Origin of the sequence: Actinokineospora xionganensis (genome assembly GCF_014323725.1) — a bacterium.
Lineage (GTDB): Bacteria > Actinomycetota > Actinomycetes > Mycobacteriales > Pseudonocardiaceae > Actinokineospora > Actinokineospora xionganensis.
Map to the genome: position 1 here is coordinate 276,446 of NZ_JABVED010000008.1, position 17,440 is coordinate 293,885.

General features: G+C 68.8%; 14 protein-coding genes. 3 read left to right on the plus strand and 11 right to left on the minus strand.

The features are described 5' to 3' along the window. Positions 1–54: 54 nt before the first annotated feature. Positions 55–1,218, plus strand: a complete 1,164-nt coding sequence (locus tag GPZ80_RS34040) for an endonuclease (protein ID WP_187221227.1) — start codon at positions 55–57, stop codon at positions 1,216–1,218. Between the two features lie 112 nt (positions 1,219–1,330). After that, positions 1,331–1,876, plus strand: a complete 546-nt coding sequence (locus tag GPZ80_RS16420; RefSeq protein WP_187221228.1) for a hypothetical protein — start codon at positions 1,331–1,333, stop codon at positions 1,874–1,876. A gap of 3 nt (positions 1,877–1,879) precedes the next feature. Here the strand turns inward: GPZ80_RS16420 and GPZ80_RS16425 are convergent, their stop codons facing one another. Continuing rightward, positions 1,880–3,478 (minus strand): GMC family oxidoreductase, encoded by a 1,599-nt coding sequence (locus GPZ80_RS16425; RefSeq protein ID WP_187221229.1) that lies wholly within the window; start codon positions 3,476–3,478, stop codon positions 1,880–1,882. A gap of 105 nt (positions 3,479–3,583) precedes the next feature. On the opposite strand from GPZ80_RS16425, the gene GPZ80_RS16430 reads away from it, so the two are divergent. Then, entirely contained in the window at positions 3,584–4,183 is a 600-nt protein-coding gene (locus tag GPZ80_RS16430) for a cysteine hydrolase family protein (protein WP_187221230.1), read from the plus strand. A gap of 297 nt (positions 4,184–4,480) precedes the next feature. On the opposite strand, the gene GPZ80_RS16435 is transcribed toward GPZ80_RS16430, so the two are convergent. The 10 genes from GPZ80_RS16435 to uca form a co-directional block, all read right to left on the minus strand. Next, complete coding sequence (locus GPZ80_RS16435) at positions 4,481–5,488, minus strand: fatty acid desaturase family protein (protein WP_187221231.1); 1,008 nt, start codon at positions 5,486–5,488, stop codon at positions 4,481–4,483. Positions 5,489–5,800: 312 nt separating this feature from the next. Then, complete coding sequence (gene zapE / locus GPZ80_RS16440; RefSeq protein WP_187221232.1) at positions 5,801–6,763, minus strand: cell division protein ZapE; 963 nt, start codon at positions 6,761–6,763, stop codon at positions 5,801–5,803. 79 nt (positions 6,764–6,842) lie between these two features. Beyond that, positions 6,843–7,526: a GntR family transcriptional regulator gene (locus tag GPZ80_RS16445; protein ID WP_222719388.1), complete on the minus strand. Its 684-nt coding sequence runs from the start codon at positions 7,524–7,526 to the stop codon at positions 6,843–6,845. Between the two features lies 1 nt (position 7,527). After that, positions 7,528–8,214 carry an urea ABC transporter ATP-binding subunit UrtE gene (urtE, locus tag GPZ80_RS16450; RefSeq protein WP_187221234.1) on the minus strand — a complete coding sequence of 229 codons (687 nt, stop codon included), beginning with the start codon at positions 8,212–8,214 and terminating at the stop codon, positions 7,528–7,530. Next, positions 8,214–8,960, minus strand: a complete 747-nt coding sequence (urtD, locus tag GPZ80_RS16455; protein ID WP_187221235.1) for an urea ABC transporter ATP-binding protein UrtD — start codon at positions 8,958–8,960, stop codon at positions 8,214–8,216. Before urtD ends, urtE begins: the two co-directional genes overlap by 1 nt. After that, positions 8,957–9,991, minus strand: coding sequence for an urea ABC transporter permease subunit UrtC (gene urtC, locus GPZ80_RS16460; protein ID WP_187221236.1), 1,035 nt, complete (start codon positions 9,989–9,991; stop codon positions 8,957–8,959). The genes urtD and urtC overlap by 4 nt, the downstream gene beginning before the upstream one ends. Then, entirely contained in the window at positions 9,988–10,872 is an 885-nt protein-coding gene (gene urtB / locus GPZ80_RS16465; RefSeq protein ID WP_187221237.1) for an urea ABC transporter permease subunit UrtB, read from the minus strand. Before urtB ends, urtC begins: the two co-directional genes overlap by 4 nt. Position 10,873: 1 nt before the next feature. Further along, positions 10,874–12,112, minus strand: a complete 1,239-nt coding sequence (gene urtA / locus GPZ80_RS16470; protein WP_312880367.1) for an urea ABC transporter substrate-binding protein — start codon at positions 12,110–12,112, stop codon at positions 10,874–10,876. A 35-nt stretch (positions 12,113–12,147) separates the two neighbouring features. Next, positions 12,148–13,833 carry an allophanate hydrolase gene (atzF, locus tag GPZ80_RS16475; RefSeq protein WP_312880369.1) on the minus strand — a complete coding sequence of 562 codons (1,686 nt, stop codon included), beginning with the start codon at positions 13,831–13,833 and terminating at the stop codon, positions 12,148–12,150. Further along, positions 13,830–17,393: an urea carboxylase gene (gene uca / locus GPZ80_RS16480; RefSeq protein ID WP_222719389.1), complete on the minus strand. Its 3,564-nt coding sequence runs from the start codon at positions 17,391–17,393 to the stop codon at positions 13,830–13,832. The genes atzF and uca overlap by 4 nt, the downstream gene beginning before the upstream one ends. Between the last annotated feature and the right edge of the window lie 47 nt (positions 17,394–17,440).

The window sequence follows — 17,440 nt, forward strand, 5'->3', positions numbered from 1 at the left end:
AGTGTGATTTTTTGTGAGAATCTTTTCCTAGACCGTCGGGGAAAGGAACTCACAATGCAGACCAAGAACCGGACCCGCTGGAACCTCTTAGCCCTGGTGACGGCCACTGTGGCCGTCACCGTCGGGCTGCAGGCGCCCACCGTCTCAGCCGCCACGCCACTCACCGTCTCGCAGGCGATCAGCCTGCAGAACGGATCGACGGCCACCGTGCGCGGCTATGTCGTCGGCCAGCCGACCGCGACAACCACCGTCGTGCGCTCGAACTTCCCATCCGACTACGCCATGGCGCTGGCCGACTCGGCGAGCGAGACCGGCACCTCGCGGATGATCTACGTGCAGATCACCTCGGGATTCCGTGCCAGTTATGGCCTCAAGACCAATCCCGGCCTCATGGGCAAGCAACTCGACGTCACCGGGACGCTGAGCGCGTACTTCTCCCACCCGGGCCTGATCTCGACCACCGCGTTCGCGCCGTCCGGCAGCACGCCGACCACCACCACCACGCCCACGACCGGCACACCGGGCGACTACGACGACACGTACTACAAGACCGCGATAGGCAAGACCGGTCCCGCCCTGAAGACCGAGCTGAACCGGATCATCAGCACCCAGACCAAGTTGAGCTACGACCAGGTGTGGAACGCGCTCAAGGCGACCGACCAGGACCCGGCGAACAGCGCGAACGTCATCCTGATCTACAGCGGCCGCTCGCAGAGCAAGACCACCAACGGCGGCGACCCGGACGACTGGAACCGTGAGCACGTCTGGGCCAAGTCGCACGGTGACTTCGGCACCGCGACCGGCCCGGGCACCGACATCCACCACCTGCGCCCGGAGGATGTGTCGGTCAACTCCAACCGCGGCAACAAGGACTTCGACCTGGGCGGCTCCCCCGCCGCCGAGGCGCCGGGCAGCTACACCGACGCCGACTCCTGGGAGCCGCGCAACGCGGTCAAGGGCGATGTCGCACGGATGATCTTCTACATGGCGGTCCGCTACGCGGGCACCGACGGCTTCGCGGATCTGGAGTTGAACGACAGCGTCAACAACGGCACCGCGCCGTACCACGGCAAGCTGTCGATGCTGAAGCAGTGGAACACCCAGGACCCGCCGGACGCCTTCGAGAAGCGGCGCAACCAGGTGATCTACGACCAGTTCCAGCGCAACCGCAACCCGTTCATCGACCACCCCGAATGGGTCAACGCCATCTGGAATTGACGGGAATCCTGTTGGGACACCTGGGTGGTGTCCCAACAGGACTCTTGGCACACCTGTTGATCTACGCCAGACTGCGGCGAGTTGACCTGACTCAAACGCAGGAGGCGCCTCGATGAGGCAGACCAGGACAAATCGATTCAGGCGCAGCGCGGCCGTGGTGGCGGCCGCGCTGCTTCTCTTCCCCCTCAACGCTCCCACGGCTTCCGCTGCCGTGGGCGATCTGGCGTGCACGGGCAACTTCCAGTTCAACTTCACCCCACCCCTGACGGCGAACACCACGACGGCCAACGCGGAGGTGTCGGGCGGACTCGTGGATTGCGTCTCCGCCAACGGTTCCCATACCCGCCTGAAGTCCGGCTACCGAACCGGCGTCGGCACCGTCAGCCGACAACTCGGCACGGCGCCGTGTGCGCCGATCATGACGATCACCGAGGGCGCGGTGCTGGTCTGGAACACCGGTGAGCGCAGCAAATTCGACATCACCGTCAACACCGACCCGACCTCGGGCGATCTCACGATCAGCGCGTACTTCACCCACGGTCCGCTCGCCGGGGACACTGCCAACGCCTACCCGGCCGTCCTGCACCCCAACGCCGACTGCGCCACCAGCGGCCTGTCGTCGCTCACCTCGGATCTCCTCGAAGTTTTCTGGGAGTAGGCCTCAGGCCGAGGTCATGAACTGAGCGCAGTGCTCGCCGATCATCATCGCCGGCGCGTTGGTGTTGCCACCGACAATGCTCGGCATGATCGACGCGTCGGCGACCCGCAGCCCCTCGATGCCACGCACGCGGAGCTGCGGGTCGACGACCGCGCGTTCGTCCACGCCCATCCGGCACGTGCCCACCGGGTGGTAGACCGTCGTGGCGCGGTTGGGCAGTTCCTTTGCCAGGGCGGCGTCATCGGCGTAGTCCGGGCCCGGTGAGAGTTCCGCGGTGACGTCGCCCGCGATGACCTTGTTCGCCATGATCTCGCGGACCAGCTTCATGCTCTCCAGCAACAGCTCGGAGTCGCGGCGCGCGGTCAGGTAGCCCGGGTCGATCAGCGGCGCGGCGGTCGGGTCGGCGGACGCGAGCCGCATCGTGCCGCGGCTCTCGGGGTAGATCAGCGTGGCCATCACGGTCAGCGCGGGCCGCGGGTCGACCGCGTGCCGGATCGGGGCGTCCTGGTTGGGGAACGGGTAGGACCACGGCAGCGCAAGCAGCTGGATGTCGGGCACGGCGCCCGCCCGGGAGCTGCGGACGAAGCCGACGGACTCGAACACGGTGCGGCCCACCCAGGTTCCGCCGGAAACGGCCTCCTTGAGCACCCCTTTGGCGAAGTACGGCCCGGTGCCGCGGTGTCGCGCGCTCTTGGTCAGGTAGGTCATCGGGACGAACATGTGGTCGTGCAGGTTGTCCCCGACCGGCAGGTCCGCGCGGACTTCGATTCCCTTGTCCCGCAAGTGTTCGGCCGGTCCGACACCGGAGAGCATGAGCAGCTGGGCGGAGCCGAACACGCCTGCCGACAGCACAACCTCGCGGGAGGCCTGGATGACCTCGGGGCCGGACTTCGTCAGGATCTCCACCCCGGTTGCCCGGTCGCCTTCGATGACCACGCGGGACACCGTCACCCCCGTGCGCACACGCAGGTTCGGCAGGTCCGCCCCGAGGTATCCGATGGACGAGCTGTAGCGCAGGCCGCCGTCGATGTTCTGCTGGACGACGCTCGCGCCTTCCTGTTCCTCGCCGTTGTAGTCGTCGTTCTTCTTGACCCCGGCGGTCTCGCTCATCGCCTCGATGAAGGCTTCGGACGCCGCGGTCATCCCCTGCTGGCGGGTGACCTTGATGGGCCCGCCCGCGCCGCGCAGGTCGTTGCCGCCGTCGACCCAGTCCTCCATGCGCTTGAAGCTGGGCAGAACCTCGTCGAAGCCCCACCCGGCGCAGCCCTCGGCGGCCCAGTCGTCATAGTTGCGCCGGTTGCCCCGGACGAAGATCATCCCGTTGATCGAGCTGGACCCCCCGAGCACCCGCCCGCGCGTCTGCGGAATCCGCCGATCGAGCGCGCCTGCCTGGGGGACCGAGTAATAGCTCCAGTCGAGTCGCTTCTTGAGCTGCGGGATGTTGTGGAACACCGCGATCATCCCGGGTTTGCGCACCAGCCTGGACTTGTCGGCCGGGCCCGCTTCGAGGAGCACGACCTCCGCCCCGCTCTCGGCGAGCCGGCGGGCCACGGCACAACCCGCGCTGCCCGCGCCTACGACGACATAGTCAGGATGCTTCATACGCCGACCTCCGGAGCCACGGTGAACTCTCACACTAGAACACGTTCTAGCCAGAGCGGAAGCATCTTCGCCTCATGGGCCCGAGAAAGTCGGCATGATCTCCCTATGACCCTCAAGCCACGTCGTGTCGCCGTCCTCGGCCTGCATTGGCAGGTCAACGTCATCAAGCCGGAGGGCTTCTTCGGCGCAATGCTCGCTGAACCAGTGGCCCGCAGCGGCGTGGTCGATCGGGCTGTCGCCTTCCACGCCGCCGCCCGCGCGATCGGAGTGCCGGTCATCTTCACCAGATTCACCGTGCCGGTCGGCGAAGGCGGCTTGGTCCGCAACACCGGCTTCATGACGGCTGTCGCGGGCGCCCAGGAGTCGTTCCGGCCGGACGCCCCCGGAGCGGCTTTGATCCCGGAGCTGGCGGAGCAGGCGGACCACGTCGTCGACAACCAGAAGCTGTCGGGCCTGGCGGGAAACGACCTGCCGAAGTGGCTGGCCGAACACGAGATCGACACGGTGTTCATCACCGGAGTGGCCACGAACCTGACCGTGGAGCAGACCGCCCGACACGGGACGGACCTGGGCCTGACCGTCCACCCCATCAGCGACTGCGTCACGGCCGCGGCGGAGGAAGCCCACGTCGCCTCACTGGCCAACCTGGAGATGACGACAGCGGGCTGCCTTACCGCTGAAGAGGCGCTGGCCCTACTGACCTAGTGGCTCGTCCAGGAACGTTGGCCGGGTATCGGCGTGGTCACGGCGTCGCTGCCAAGGCGCGGGGACAGCGCTCGTACCGGGTTGTACTTGGCTGTTCCCGCAACGCGGGCAGCGGCGTCGTGGGCATGTCGAGACCCGGTCAACGTTCCTGAACGGGCCACTAGCCACGCCCGGCGGACTGTGGTCAGCGTGGACGTCCAGAGTGTTGGGCCGTGACTGGAAGCCACTGAAGCTTGTCCAGCGCGGCCCTGCGCCTGGGGAACGCCTGGGATGGGCCCGCGTCTCGTCGGGGAACCGTCAGGTGCGGAGAGGCTCGCCCGAGTCGTGCAGGTGGCTGAGCACCTGCAGGTAGGACTCGAGCATTCCGCACGCCAGGTACGGGACGCCGATGCTCGCGCAATAGTCCCGCACCATCGGTTGCGCGTGCCGCAGATTGACGCTGGGCATGTTGGGGAACAGGTGGTGTTCGATCTGGTAGTTCAAGCCGCCCAGCATGATGTCGACCCCGTGGTTGCCGAGGATGTCGCGGGAGGTCAGGACCTGCTTGCGGAGGAAGTCGAGCTTCTCGTCCTTCGCGACCAGCGGCATGCCCTTGTGGTTCGGAGCGAACGACAGGCCGAGGTGGACACCCATCACGCCCTGGTGGACCAGGATGAACAGCACCGCCTTGCCCGGGGACAGCACCAGGAACACCGCCGTCAGGTACCCGATCACGTGGACCGCGAACAGCGTGGCCTCCAGCCGAACCGCCCGCACGTCCCGCTTCAGGATCGCTTCGAGGCCCGCGACCTTGAGCAGGATGCCCTGGGTCAGCAGCAGCGGGAGGAACAGGTAGGCCTGGTAGGCCGCGATCCACCGCAGGGGGCCGGTCTTGGTGCGGGCCTGGTCGCGGCTGAACGCCAGGGCCGGGATGTCGATGTCGGGGTCGTCGTCGTGGTTCGGGTTGGCGTGGTGGCGGTTATGCTTGCCCACCCACCAGCCGTAGCTGATGCCCGTGATCGTCCCGCAGATGTAGCCGACCAGGTCGTTGTACCTGCGGGAGGTGAAGATCTGCCGGTGGCCCGCGTCGTGGCCGAGGAAGCCGAACTGGGTGGACACCAACGCCACGCCCACGGCGAGCAGCAGCTGCCACCACGAGTCACCAAGCAGGACGAAACCGACGGTCACACCGGCGAGGGCCAGCACGGTGAGCGCCATCCTGACGGCGTAGTACCCGTACCGCCGGTCGAGCAGGCCCGCGGCCTTGATCGAGCGGGCCAGATCGGCGAAGTCACTGCCTCGCCGTTCAGCCAGAAGTTCGGTCATCGTGGAAACCTCCGTCGACGAACAGGACATCCTTGGCGAAGCCCGTCAGGGAATCGTTCTGCCGTCAGCGGTCGCCGGACTCCAAGCGACCATAAGCCGAACCGGCCGAGAAACCGGACAACAGCGGAGAAACCCCAAGCGACAATCAGCGTTCGTGCGCGTGGACGACCAGAACGTAGTCAAAATCCCACACAGCCGTGGGCGGCGGGACGGGGCCAGCGGCCCGCGTCTACTCCCCAGTTTAGCTTGTCGCGGCGCCGGCCACGGTTTCCTTCCGGCCACGGACCCCGTCGTAGATCAAGAAACGGTCGCTCAGAGCAGCGACAGCCTGCTCGCCGTGCGGGCGAAATCGAGTGCCCGACAGGCGGGGAGCAGCTCCGGGAGCGGACGGTCGCCGACAAGGGTGAGCCGCAGGTCACGGTCACAGAGGACGTCGATGACGTTGGCGAATCGCTGGGCGGCGTCGGGGCTGTCGAGGCCGGTCAGGCCCGCGATGACCCACTCCGGGTACCGGTCGGCCAGTGTCAGGTAGTCCACCGTCGAGGTCGGGGTGTCGCACAGCTCGCCGAAGTCGAACCACACGAGGTCGCCGCGCACCGCCTCAGCGCGCAGGGGCCTGCCGGAGACGGTCAGGGCGCGCCGCTCAGCCGGGCCAGGCGGCACCAGACCCGCGTCCCGCAACTGCTCCGCGGTGCCCGGCCACAGGTACCGGCCGCGCTCGAAGTTCGACCGAGGCTCGCCGCGCTCGGCCCGGTAGTCCCGATCACCAGCCAACTCCACCACGTCCAGCATCTCCTCGATCAGCGCGATCGCCGGTTCGAACAGGTGGTGGTGCAGCGGGTTCGGCAGCAGCCCGGCGGGCGGGTAGTTCGACGTCGTCAGCAACACGACCCCGCGGTCGACCAACGCGCGCAGCATCGCGGCGACGAGCATCGCGTCACCGGGGTCGTGGACGTGGAACTCGTCGAAGCAGAGGAAGCGGCACCGGCCCAGCAACTCGTCGAGGGCCCGCTCGGCGGCACGCGGGCGGTGCCGGTGGCGGGCGTAGGCGGCGTGGAACTCGCGGAAGAACTCGTGGAAGTGCAGCCTGAGCTTGTGTTTGCTGTCGACGGCGGCGAACAGCACGGTCGTCAACCAGCTTTTGCCCCGCCCCACCGGGCCCCACAGGTAAACTCCGCGCGACTTGGGCAACTCCGCGAGCCGACGCGCCGCCCGCCGCTGCTCGTCGTCGAGCACGAACCCCGCCCGCTCGGCGGCGTCGTCGAAGATCCGCATCTCCCACCCCCGCGATCACCTTCGCAGATCGGATTCGCAGCCCTCGCAGCCACCCGGCCCTCGGGTGATCCGCGCCCTATCAGGCGATCGACGGCCCATGGCTGTTGCGCGCCGTGAGTGCCCGGGTCGCGCGCTCGACGACGATCTCCAGCGAGGCTCCGATGTGCTCGTGCAGCAGCCGCAACGCCTTGTCGAGTTCCGCCGCCCGGACCCGTTCCATGATCTCGATGTGCTCGGCGATCGAGGTCTCGATGCGGCCTTCGACCAGGAAGTCGTACATGCGCACGACCCGGATCCGCCGGACCACCGAATTCAGCGCCTCCACCAATTCCGGGTTGCCCGAGCTTGCCAACAGCGCGGCATGGAAGCGCTCATCTTCCAGCACGAACTCCGGCGTGGGCGCGGGCGGATCGGCCCGCAGCGCGTACCAGTGCGCCAACTCCGCCGCCAGTGCCTCGGGATCGTGCCTAACCGACGGATTCTCGATGGCCCGACCGATCCCGCGCAGCTCCACGGCGATCCGCACTTCGTAGAGATCCCGGATCTTGGCCATGCTGGGCACGACGATCGCGTACCCGTAGTCCTCGCGCTGGACAAGCCCGTCGGCGAGCAGCCTGGTCAGCGCCTCCCGCACCGGGGTGCGTGAGACGCCGAGTTCGCGGGCGAGTCTGGGTTCGGTGAACCGGCCGGTCGCCGACCACTGTCCATCGAGGACCTGGTCGCGCAACCGCAGGTAAACCTGATCCCGCAGGGAACCGCTCACCTCAGATCGCCATCGCCGCACGGACATCCCGCGCGGCCGCGGCCCCACCCGTGCCCGTGGCGGAGATACGACCCGCCTCCATCAAGTAGTACGCGCCCGCCGCGCCGAGCGCGAAGCCGATGTGTTGTTCCACCAGCAACACCGCCATATCCGTGGCCAGCGTGCTGATCGTCTGCTCGATCTCGGCCACCACCGACGGCTGAATCCCCTCGGTCGGCTCGTCCAAGATGATCAGTCTCGGCCGAGTGACCAGCGCCCGCGCGATGGCGAGCTGCTGCCGCTGCCCACCGGAGAGCAAACCCGCCCGACGAGCCAAAAGCGGCGGCAACGCGGGAAACCGGTCGAGCACCTCACTGATCGCCTTGCGCCCGCCACCGTTCACATCGGCTACGACCCGGAGATTGTCCCGCACCGTGAGCTGCGGGAAGCACTGCTGCCCTTGGGGAACATAGGCCACACCCCTCCGGACCCTCTCATGTGGACGAAGCCTGGTCACGTCCTCGCCGTCGAGCAGCACCGATCCCGAGGTCGGCCGCAGCAACCCGGCGGCGGCGCGCAGCAGGGTCGTCTTGCCCGCGCCGTTGTGTCCCATCACGGCGACGACCCCGCCCACCGGCACGTCGAGGCGCACCCCATGCACCACGGTTGTCCGCCCGTAGCCGATGTGCACATCACGAAGTTCCAGCATCACGCCCCCACCTCCGCGGCCGTGCCCAGGTAGACCTCCTGGACCCTCGGGTCCGCCTGCACCTGAGCCACCGTCCCCTCGCTGAGCACCTTCCCGGCATGCAGCACCGTCACCGAATCGGCGAAGCACCGCATGAAGTCCATGTCGTGCTCAACCACCACGACAGTCCGCTCCGCCCCGATCCGGCGCAACAACTCCCCCGTGTCCGCGCGTTCCTGTGCGCTCATCCCCGCCACTGGCTCATCGAGCAGCAGCACCCGGGCGTTCTGCACGATCAGCATCCCGATCTCCAGCCACTGCTTCTGCCCGTGTGGCAATACCCCGGCAGGTTTGTCCCGAACGTCAACCAAGCCGACGGTCTCCAATGCCTCCTCGACCTCAGCGGGCACCGACGAGCGCCGCCGCAACAGCGTCAGCGGCCCCCGACCCGCACCGGCGGCGATGTCCAGGTTCTGCAGCACGGTCAGGTTCTCGAACACCGTCGCCGTCTGGAATGTGCGCCCGATGCCCAGCCGGACGATCCGGTGCACCTTGCGTCCCAACAGTTCCGTCCGCCCGAACAGCGCCGATCCGGTAGCGGGCGCCAATCCGGTGATCGCGTCGACCAGCGTCGTCTTTCCCGCGCCGTTCGGCCCGATCAGGAACCGCAAATCCCCCCGCGGCACGGTCATCGTCACGCCGTCGACGGCGACGAAACCGTCGAATGTGACCCGCACGTCGGAGAGTTCGAGGTAGTCGGCGTTCATGTCGCCTCCCTGGTACGGCGCCGCAGGGACGCGACGGTCGACAGCCCGCTGGGCAGGAACGCCACCACGAGCAGGAACAGCGCGCCCTGGAAGTAGATCCAGAACGACGGGAAGCTCTCCGAGAGCGTGGTCTGCGCCCAGGCCACGACGATCGCGCCCACGGCCGGGCCGAACAGCGTCGACCGGCCGCCGATCGCCACGCCGATCAGGAACGCGATCGACGGGACCACACCCACGCTCGCCGGCGAGATGATCCCCACGATCGGCACGAACAGCGCCCCCGCGACACCGGCCATCGCCGCCGCCACGACGTAGGCGACAATCTTGATGTTCGCCGGGTCGTAGCCGAGGAAGCGGACCCGCTCCTCCTGGTCACGCACGGCCATGAGCAGCTCGCCGAAACGGGACCGATAGAGCTGCCAGGCAATCGCCAACACCACCAACAGGGTCGACGCGGCGATGTAGAACAGCATCCGCTTGTTGACCGGGTCGTAGAGGGCGAAGCCGAAGAACGAGCGGAACCCGTTGAGCCCGTTGGTCCCGCCGATCGTGGCATGCTGCCCGACGAGCAGGATCGCGAACGCCGCCGCCAGCGCTTGCGACAGGATCGCGAAGTACGCGCCGCGCACCCGCCTGCGGAACACCGCCGCCCCCAGTCCGAGCGCCACCAGCGACGGGATCGCGATGACGCCGATGACTGTGACGACCGGACTGCGGAACGGCTCCCACCAGCCCGGGACCTCACCGGAGCCGTAGAGCTTCATGAAATCCGGCACCCCGGACGGGCCGGCGTCGGCGAGTTTGAGGTGCATGGCCATGACGTAGGCGCCGAGGCCGAAGAACACGCCTTGGCCCAGGGTCAGCATCCCGCCGCGGCCCCACGCGAGGCCGATGCCGACCGCGACGATGGCGTAGCAGACGAACTTGCCGAGCAGCGAGAGCCGGAAGTCCGACAGCAACGCGGGTGCGAGCACCAGCAGGGCGAGCGCGCCGACGGCGAACCCGATGAGCGCCCCGAGTTCGCGCCTCATGCCAAGCTCCTGGTCCGGACGCTGAAGATGCCCTGCGGCCGGGCCTGCAGGAACACCACGACCAACGCGAACACCGCCACCTTCGCCAGGCTCGCGGTGGTGGAGTACTCGATGCCCGCCTGCAGCAGGCCAAGGCCGAACGCGGCGATGACCGTCCCCTTGATCTGGCCGACGCCGCCCGCCACGACCACGAGGAACGCGTCGACGATGTAGTTGGAGCCCAGCGTCGGGCCGGTCGAGCCGAGCAGGGTCAGCGCCACCCCGGCGATGCCCGCCAGACCGGACCCGATGAAGAAGGTGAGTCGATCGGTGGCCCGGGTGGACACCCCGGCCGTCTCCGCGAGGTCCCGGTTCTGCACCACCGCCCGGATTCGCCTGCCCAGCGCGGTCTTCGTCAGCACCAGCGCCAAGCCGGTCACCGCGACGACGGCGAGTCCGAGGATGAACAGCCGCGCCGCGGGCACCTGGGTGATGCCCAAGTCCACGCTCCCGCTGAGCCAACTCGGCGCGCGAACGTCGACATTGGGCGCGCCGAAGACGTCCCGCGCGACCTGTTGCAGGATCAGGGCCACGCCCCAAGTCACCAGCAGTGTGTCAAGTGGACGGAGATACATCCGGCGGATCAGGGTGGCCTCCAGGACCACCCCCATCACACCGCCGACGACGAATCCGAGCGGGATGGCCAGGATGAGCGCGACCCCGGCGTCGGCGATGACGTTCTGCGCGACGTACGCGGTGTAGGCGCCCGCCATCATGAACTCGCCGTGCGCCATGTTGATCACGCCCATCTGGCCGAACGTCAGCGCCAGGCCGAGCGCCGCGAGGAGCAACACGGAGCCTAGGGACAGTCCCGCGAACAGTTGGCCCAGCACCGCGTCCATATCAGCCCGCCAGTCCCTTGGCCCAGTCGTAGCCCTTGAGGAACGGGTCCGGTTCGATCGGCTTGGCCGAGCTCCACTCGGTGTGGATCAGTCCGTCCGCGCCGACCTTGCCGATCAGCGCGGTCTTGGCGATGTGGTGATTCTCGCCGTTGACCGTGACCATGCCCTCCGGCGCGTCATGGCTGACGCCGCCCGAGGCCTTCTTCACGTCGTCCGGCGTGAACGAATTCGCCTTCTCCACCATGGACTTCCACAGGAAGAGCGAGGTGTAGGCGGCCTCCATCGGGTCCGAGGTCACCCGGCCCTGGCCGTACTTCTCCTTGAACGCGGCCACGAACGTCTTGTTCGCGGGCGAGTCGATGGTCTGGTAGTAGTTCCACGCGGTGAGCTGGCCGACCAGGTTGTCGACACCGACGCCGCCGACCTCTTCCTCCGCGATCGACACCGACACGACCGGCATCGCCGCGGCGGTCAGGCCCGCGTTCCTGTACTCCTTGAAGAACGCCACATTCGAGTCGCCGTTGAGCGTGTTGAACACCGCCGCCGAGCCGGAACCCTTGACCTTGTTGACAATCGTGGCGAAGTCGGTGTGACCGAGCGGGGCGTACTCCTCGCCCTTGACCTCGATGCCGTTCGCCTTCGCGTACGCCTGGATGATCTTGTTGGCGGTGCGTGGGAAGACATAGTCGGAGCCCACCAGGAACAGGGACTTGACGCCCTTCTCCTTGAGGTAGTCCAGCGCGGGCACGATCTGCTGGTTGGTGGTCGCACCGGTGTAGAAGATGTTCGGCGAGGACTCCAGGCCCTCGTACTGCACCGGGTAGAACAGCAGCGCGTTGGCGCCTTCGAACACGGGCAGCATCGCCTTGCGCGAGGACGACGTCCAGCCGCCGAACACCGCGGCGACACAGTCGGAGCTGATCAGCTTGGTCGCCTTCTCGGCGAACACGGTGGGCTCGGACGCGCCGTCCTCGCTGACCACGGACAGCTTCTTGCCGTTGACCCCACCGGCGGCGTTGATCTGGTCGGCGGCGAGCTTGAGCGAGTCGAAGACCGTCTTCTCACTGATCGCCATGGTGCCGGACAGGGAGTTGAGGAATCCGACCTTGACCGAGTCACCCGAGGTGTCCACACAGGACTTGGCCGCGGTCCCCCCGGACCCGGTGTCGGTGCGGCTGCCGCACGCGCTGGTGGCCAGGGCTAATGCGCACAGGATGGCGACGCTTCTGACTGTGTTCACGGTGATGCCTTTCGCGGGGAGGGGAGTACGCCAGATCAGCGCGAGAGATAGGCGCGCCAGCCGCCGTGGCCGGTGATGTCGGCGCACGTGGTGGCGGTGGCCAGATCGCAGTGGAACCCGATGGCTGTCGAGCCGTCGGCGAGGGTGATCCTGCCCAGGCTCATCGGCGCGGGCAGTGCGGCCAGGAAGACGCCGAGCGCCGCGGGCGCGAGCACCCAGCGTTCGCCGGGCAGACAGGCACCGTCCTCCGGTCCGGTGTGGACGATGCCTGGCTTCTCCGGCTGGCCTGGGATGGCGACCATCCGGTATTCGGGCGCGGTGTGGACCTCGCCGGTGAACCGCGCCCCGAGCGCGGTGAGTTGGTGGTTGAGCGGTTCGCCGCGCAGGTGCGCGCCGAACACGATGAGGTCGACACCGCCTACCGGGTACAGTTCGGCCGCCTGTTCGCCGGTGAACACCGCGGCGAGGTCGAACGCGACCTGGTCGTCGAACGCGCGGGTGATCACGCTGACGCCGAACGGGCCGCCGTCGGCGGTCCCGGCGGGCACGGCGATGGCGGCCAGGTCCAGCAGGTTCACGAAGTTGGTGTACGTCCCAAGCCCGCGGTTGACCCCGAGCGGATCGACGGCGACCTCGGCCAGTGTCGGGTGAGACGGCGCGGTGGGAAGCAGCAGCGCCGAACACCCGTCGAGCGTGCGCCCGGCCGACACGCGATAGTGGTCGAGCCGTTCGAGGTCGACCACGTGGTCCCGGGCCGCGAGCGCCGACGCGGCACCGATGATCTTGGCGACACTGGGGTCCAGGTCCGCTGGCCCACTGTCGATGAACTCCCCGACCGCCGCGTGCCTCTCGGCGACGAACGTGCCGTCGTAGAGCAGCTTCGCCGCGTCCAGCAGCCCGGAGACGTCGACCACCTCGGTCCGCGCGCCGGACTCCTCCAGCAGGCTGACAGCCGCGCCGAACGCGCGCCGGGCTTGGCGCGACAGCGGCGCCAGATCCTCGTCCCGGGGGATCGCGATCACCGGCTCGGCGGCGAACCGCACATCAGCGGGCCAGGTCCGGCAGCGCGGGTCGACCCCGTCCGGCCCGGTCATGGTGGCCAGCGCCGACTGCGCCTGCCCCAGCGTCCGGGCGAAGACGGTGACGCAGTCATAGGAGCGGCAAGCCGGGACGACCCCGGTGTTGGGCACCAGACCGAGCGTGGCCTTGACGCCGACGATCCCGTTGAAGGCGGCGGGAATCCGCCCGGAGCCCGCCGTGTCGGTGCCGATGCCGATGTCCACGATGCCCAACGCGACCGCGACCGCCGACCCGGAACTCGACCCCCCGGAGATCTTCGCCGGATCAAGGGCGTTGCGGACCGCGCCATAGGGGCTGCGTGTGCCGACGAGACCGGTGGCGAACTGGTCGAGGTTGGTCTTGCCGAGCACCAACGCACCCGCTTCGACCAGCCGGGCGACGGCCGTGGCGGTTTGGGTTGGCACATAGGCGAACGAGGGACATCCGGCGGTGGTCGGCAGCCCCGCGACGTCGATGTTGTCCTTGACCGCGACCAGCACCCCGGCCAGCGGCGGCCGCTCCCCCGCGGCCATCCGCTCGTCGAGTCTCCCAGCTTCGGCCAGAACCTCGGCCCGCGGCCGCAACGTGATCCACACCTCCGGCCGATCGACCTCGTCGATCCGCAGGTAGGCCTCCCGCACGCGCTGAGCGATGACGTTCACGCCGCCTCCCGACGAGCCACGACCGCGAGCGCATGACCAGCGTCAAGATGCTGCCCAGGCGCCACAAGAATCTCGGCGACGACACCGTCCACCGGCGCCCGCACCACGACCTCCAGCTTCATCGCCTCAAGACGCATAAGCGGTTGACCCGCGACAACCGTGTCCCCGGCACGGGCATCAATCCGCCACACACTCGCACTCAGCGGTGCCTCGACCAGGCTGCCGCCCGGTGGCACCCTCACCTGGAGCGGCGGAACAGGTTCAGGTTCCGGTCGAGGATCGAACTCTCCAGCCATATGCCATGCCTGCCGCTCAGCCTCGAACGCCGAGTTCTGCCGCGCCCTGAACGCCTCGATCCCAGCGGCGTTCGCGGCGAGGAATCGTTCGTGCTCCGCGAGCACGAACTCCCCTTCACCAATGGCGAGTTCGGCGCGTCCCGCCTTGAGGTCCGCGCGCACGTCCAGCAGTTCGCCCGCGCTCACCGGGTAGAAGCTCACCCGGTCGAAGAACCGCAGCAGCCACGGCACCCCGCTCTCGAACGGCCCGTACTGGCGCAACCCGGACCAGATCGGGACCGTGCGCCCGATCAGCTGATACCCGCCGGGGCTTTCCATGCCGTACACACACATGTACGCGCCGCCGATGCCGACACCGCCCTCGGGGGTCCAGGTGCGGGCCGGGTTGTACTTGGTCGTGACGAGCCGATGGCGCGGGTCGAGCGGAGTCGCGGCGGGCGCTCCCAGGTAGACGTCGCCAAGCCCGAGGACAAGGTAGGATGCGTCGAACACGATGTCGCGCACTTCATCCACAGTGGACAGACCGTTGATCCGCCGGATGAACTCGATGTTGTCCGGGTTCCACGGAGCGTCGTCGCGGACGTTGGCCTGGTAGCGCTCGATGGCCTCGTGGATGGACGGGTCATCGAAGGACAGCGGCAGCCGGACCGTGCGGCTCGGCACCGCGAGTTCCGCGGTGGCCGGAATCAAGGCCTCGGCCTCCCGCAGCAGCCCGAGTAAAGTGCGCAGCGGCAACACCTCCGGGTCGGTGTGCAGGTGCAGCGACCGCACCCCCGGGGTGGTGTCGACGATCCCGGCGGGTGCCAGTTCATCGATCGCCGCCATCAGGGCGTGGACCCGCAGGCGCAGCCCGAGGTCGAGTGTCATCGGCCCGTACTCGACCAGCACGTTGTCGTGCCCCGAGCGGCGATAGGTCACCGACGGCGCGGCGTCACGGGCATCAAGCCGGGCGAGCACCCCGTCGTCGCCGTCGCCGCCGACCGCGTGTGGCCGAGCGGGCGCGGTGCGATTGTGCAGGGCCGTCGCCGTCGCCTCGGGCACGGGGACGAAGCGGACGGTGTCGCCCGGTCTGAGCTGCCCGATCTTCCACCGGGCGCCGGACACGACCGTCACCGGGCAGATGAACCCGCCGAGGCTGGGGCCGTCCGGGCCGAGCAGGACGGGCGTGTCGCCGGAGACGTTGACAGCGCCGACGGAATACGCGGTGTCGTGGACGTTCGACGGGTGCAGGCCCGCGTCGCCGCCGTCCGGACGGGCCCACAGCTGCTTGGGCCCGTTGAGCCGCACGCCGTTGCGGGCGGACTGGGTGTGCACACTCCAGTCGGTTCCGTAGAACCGGGCAAGACCGTCGCGGGTGAGGAAGTCGGGGGCGGCGTGCGGGCCTTCGGAGACCTCGATCTCCCAGCGGGAAGGGAACTCCGGTGGCTCGATGGGGACGGACACGGTCCGCGGCGCGGCGCCCGGACGCAGCACGTCGCCGGTGCGCAGGGCACGCCCGCCGTGGCCGCCGAACGCGCCCGCGGTGAAAGTCGCGGCGCTGCCTAGGTAGATGGGGACGTCGAACCCGCCGCGCACCAGCACGTAGGTCCGCATGCCCGGCCCGGGCGGGGTGCCGACCTCGACCACACCACCCGCGGGCACGTCCACCGGTTCCCACTGCGACACCGGGTCACCGTCGACTGTGACGATGGCGGGCGCGCCCGTCACGCACACGGTCGCGGCGGCGCTGAACCGCAGCACCGGACCTTCGAAGGTGCACTCCAGGCCAGGCGTTCCCTCCGGGTTGCCGAGCGCGAGGTTGCCCGCGCGGAAGGAGCGGTCGTCCATCGGGCCGCTCGGTGGGACGCCCACCTGCCAGTACCCGATGCGGCCCGGCCAGTCCTGCACCGTTGTCGAAGTCCCGCCCCGCAGCACGTCGACCCGCGGCTCACTGTCCACAAAGGTGTCCGACGTCGTGTATGTCCTGGGGTCGGCGCAGATCGTGCGCAGCTGCCCAAGGTTGGTCTGCACACCATCGATTCGGGTCTCGGCGAGAGCGGCGCCGAGTCGGGCCAACGCCGTGGCGCGGTCCGGTCCGTGCGCGATCACCTTGGCCAGCAGGGGATCGTAGGCGGCGGACACCGTCTGCCCCGCCTCCACCCACCCGTCGACACGTACCCCCTCGGGGAACTCGGCCCTGGTGACGAGGCCGGAGCTGGGTCGGAAGTCGAGCACCGGGTCCTCGGCGTAGATCCGGGCTTCCACCGCGTGGCCCGCGGGCGTCGCGTCGGTGAGGAACCCGCGTTCGCCCTGGGCCAGGCGCAGCATCCAACCGACGAGGTCGATACCGGTGACCTCCTCGGTGACGGGATGCTCGACCTGCAGCCGAGTGTTGACCTCGAGGAAGGACACCTCGCCGCGGTCGGTGTCGTAGACGAACTCCACGGTCCCCGCGCCGAGGTAGTCGACGGAGGCGCACAACTCGCGGGCCGTGCGATGCAGCCGCTCGCGCACGTCGTCGGGCAGACCCGGCGCGGGCGCCTCCTCCACGATCTTCTGGTTGCGCCGCTGGACGCTGCAGTCCCGGTCTCCCAGGCAGACGACCGTGCCCGCGCCGTCGCCGAAGACCTGCACCTCGACATGGCGGGCCCGGGCGACGAACCGTTCGAGGAACACGCCACCGGACCCGAAGTTCGCCTCGGCGATCCCCCGCACGCCCGGGAACGCCTCCCGCACCTCGATTTCGTCCGCGCAGGGCCTCAGTCCGATGCCGCCACCACCAGCTGTGGCTTTGAGCATCACCGGGTATCCGATCTCCGCGGCCGCCCGCACCGCCTCGTCGGCGTCGGCGAGCAGCCCGCTGCCCGCCAGCAGCGGCACCCCGGCCCGCTCGGCGGCCTGCCGAGCGGAGTGCTTGTCCCCGAACAGCTCCAACTGCTCCGGCGTCGGCCCGACGAAGATCAGCCCGGCGCCGGCCGCGGCCCTGGCGAACGCGGCGCTCTCGGAGAGAAAGCCGTATCCGGGGTGGATGGCCCCGGCCCCGGTCGCCTGGGCCGCGGCGATGATCCGGGCCATGTCGAGGTACGTCTCAGCGGGCGCGGTGCCTACGAGGTGCACGGCGTCGTCGGCGAGCCGGGTGTGCGGCGCCCCCGCGTCGGCGTCGGAGTACACCGCCACCGTCCGCAGCCCGAGTGCCCGCGCGGAGCGGATGATCCGACACGCGATCTCCCCTCGGTTGGCGACGAGCACCGCTGTATACAGCCCTGTCGACTTCGCCGTATCCATGGGCGGAAAATTAGGGAGCCGGTGTTTCCGGCTCGGCGTCCGCGGAT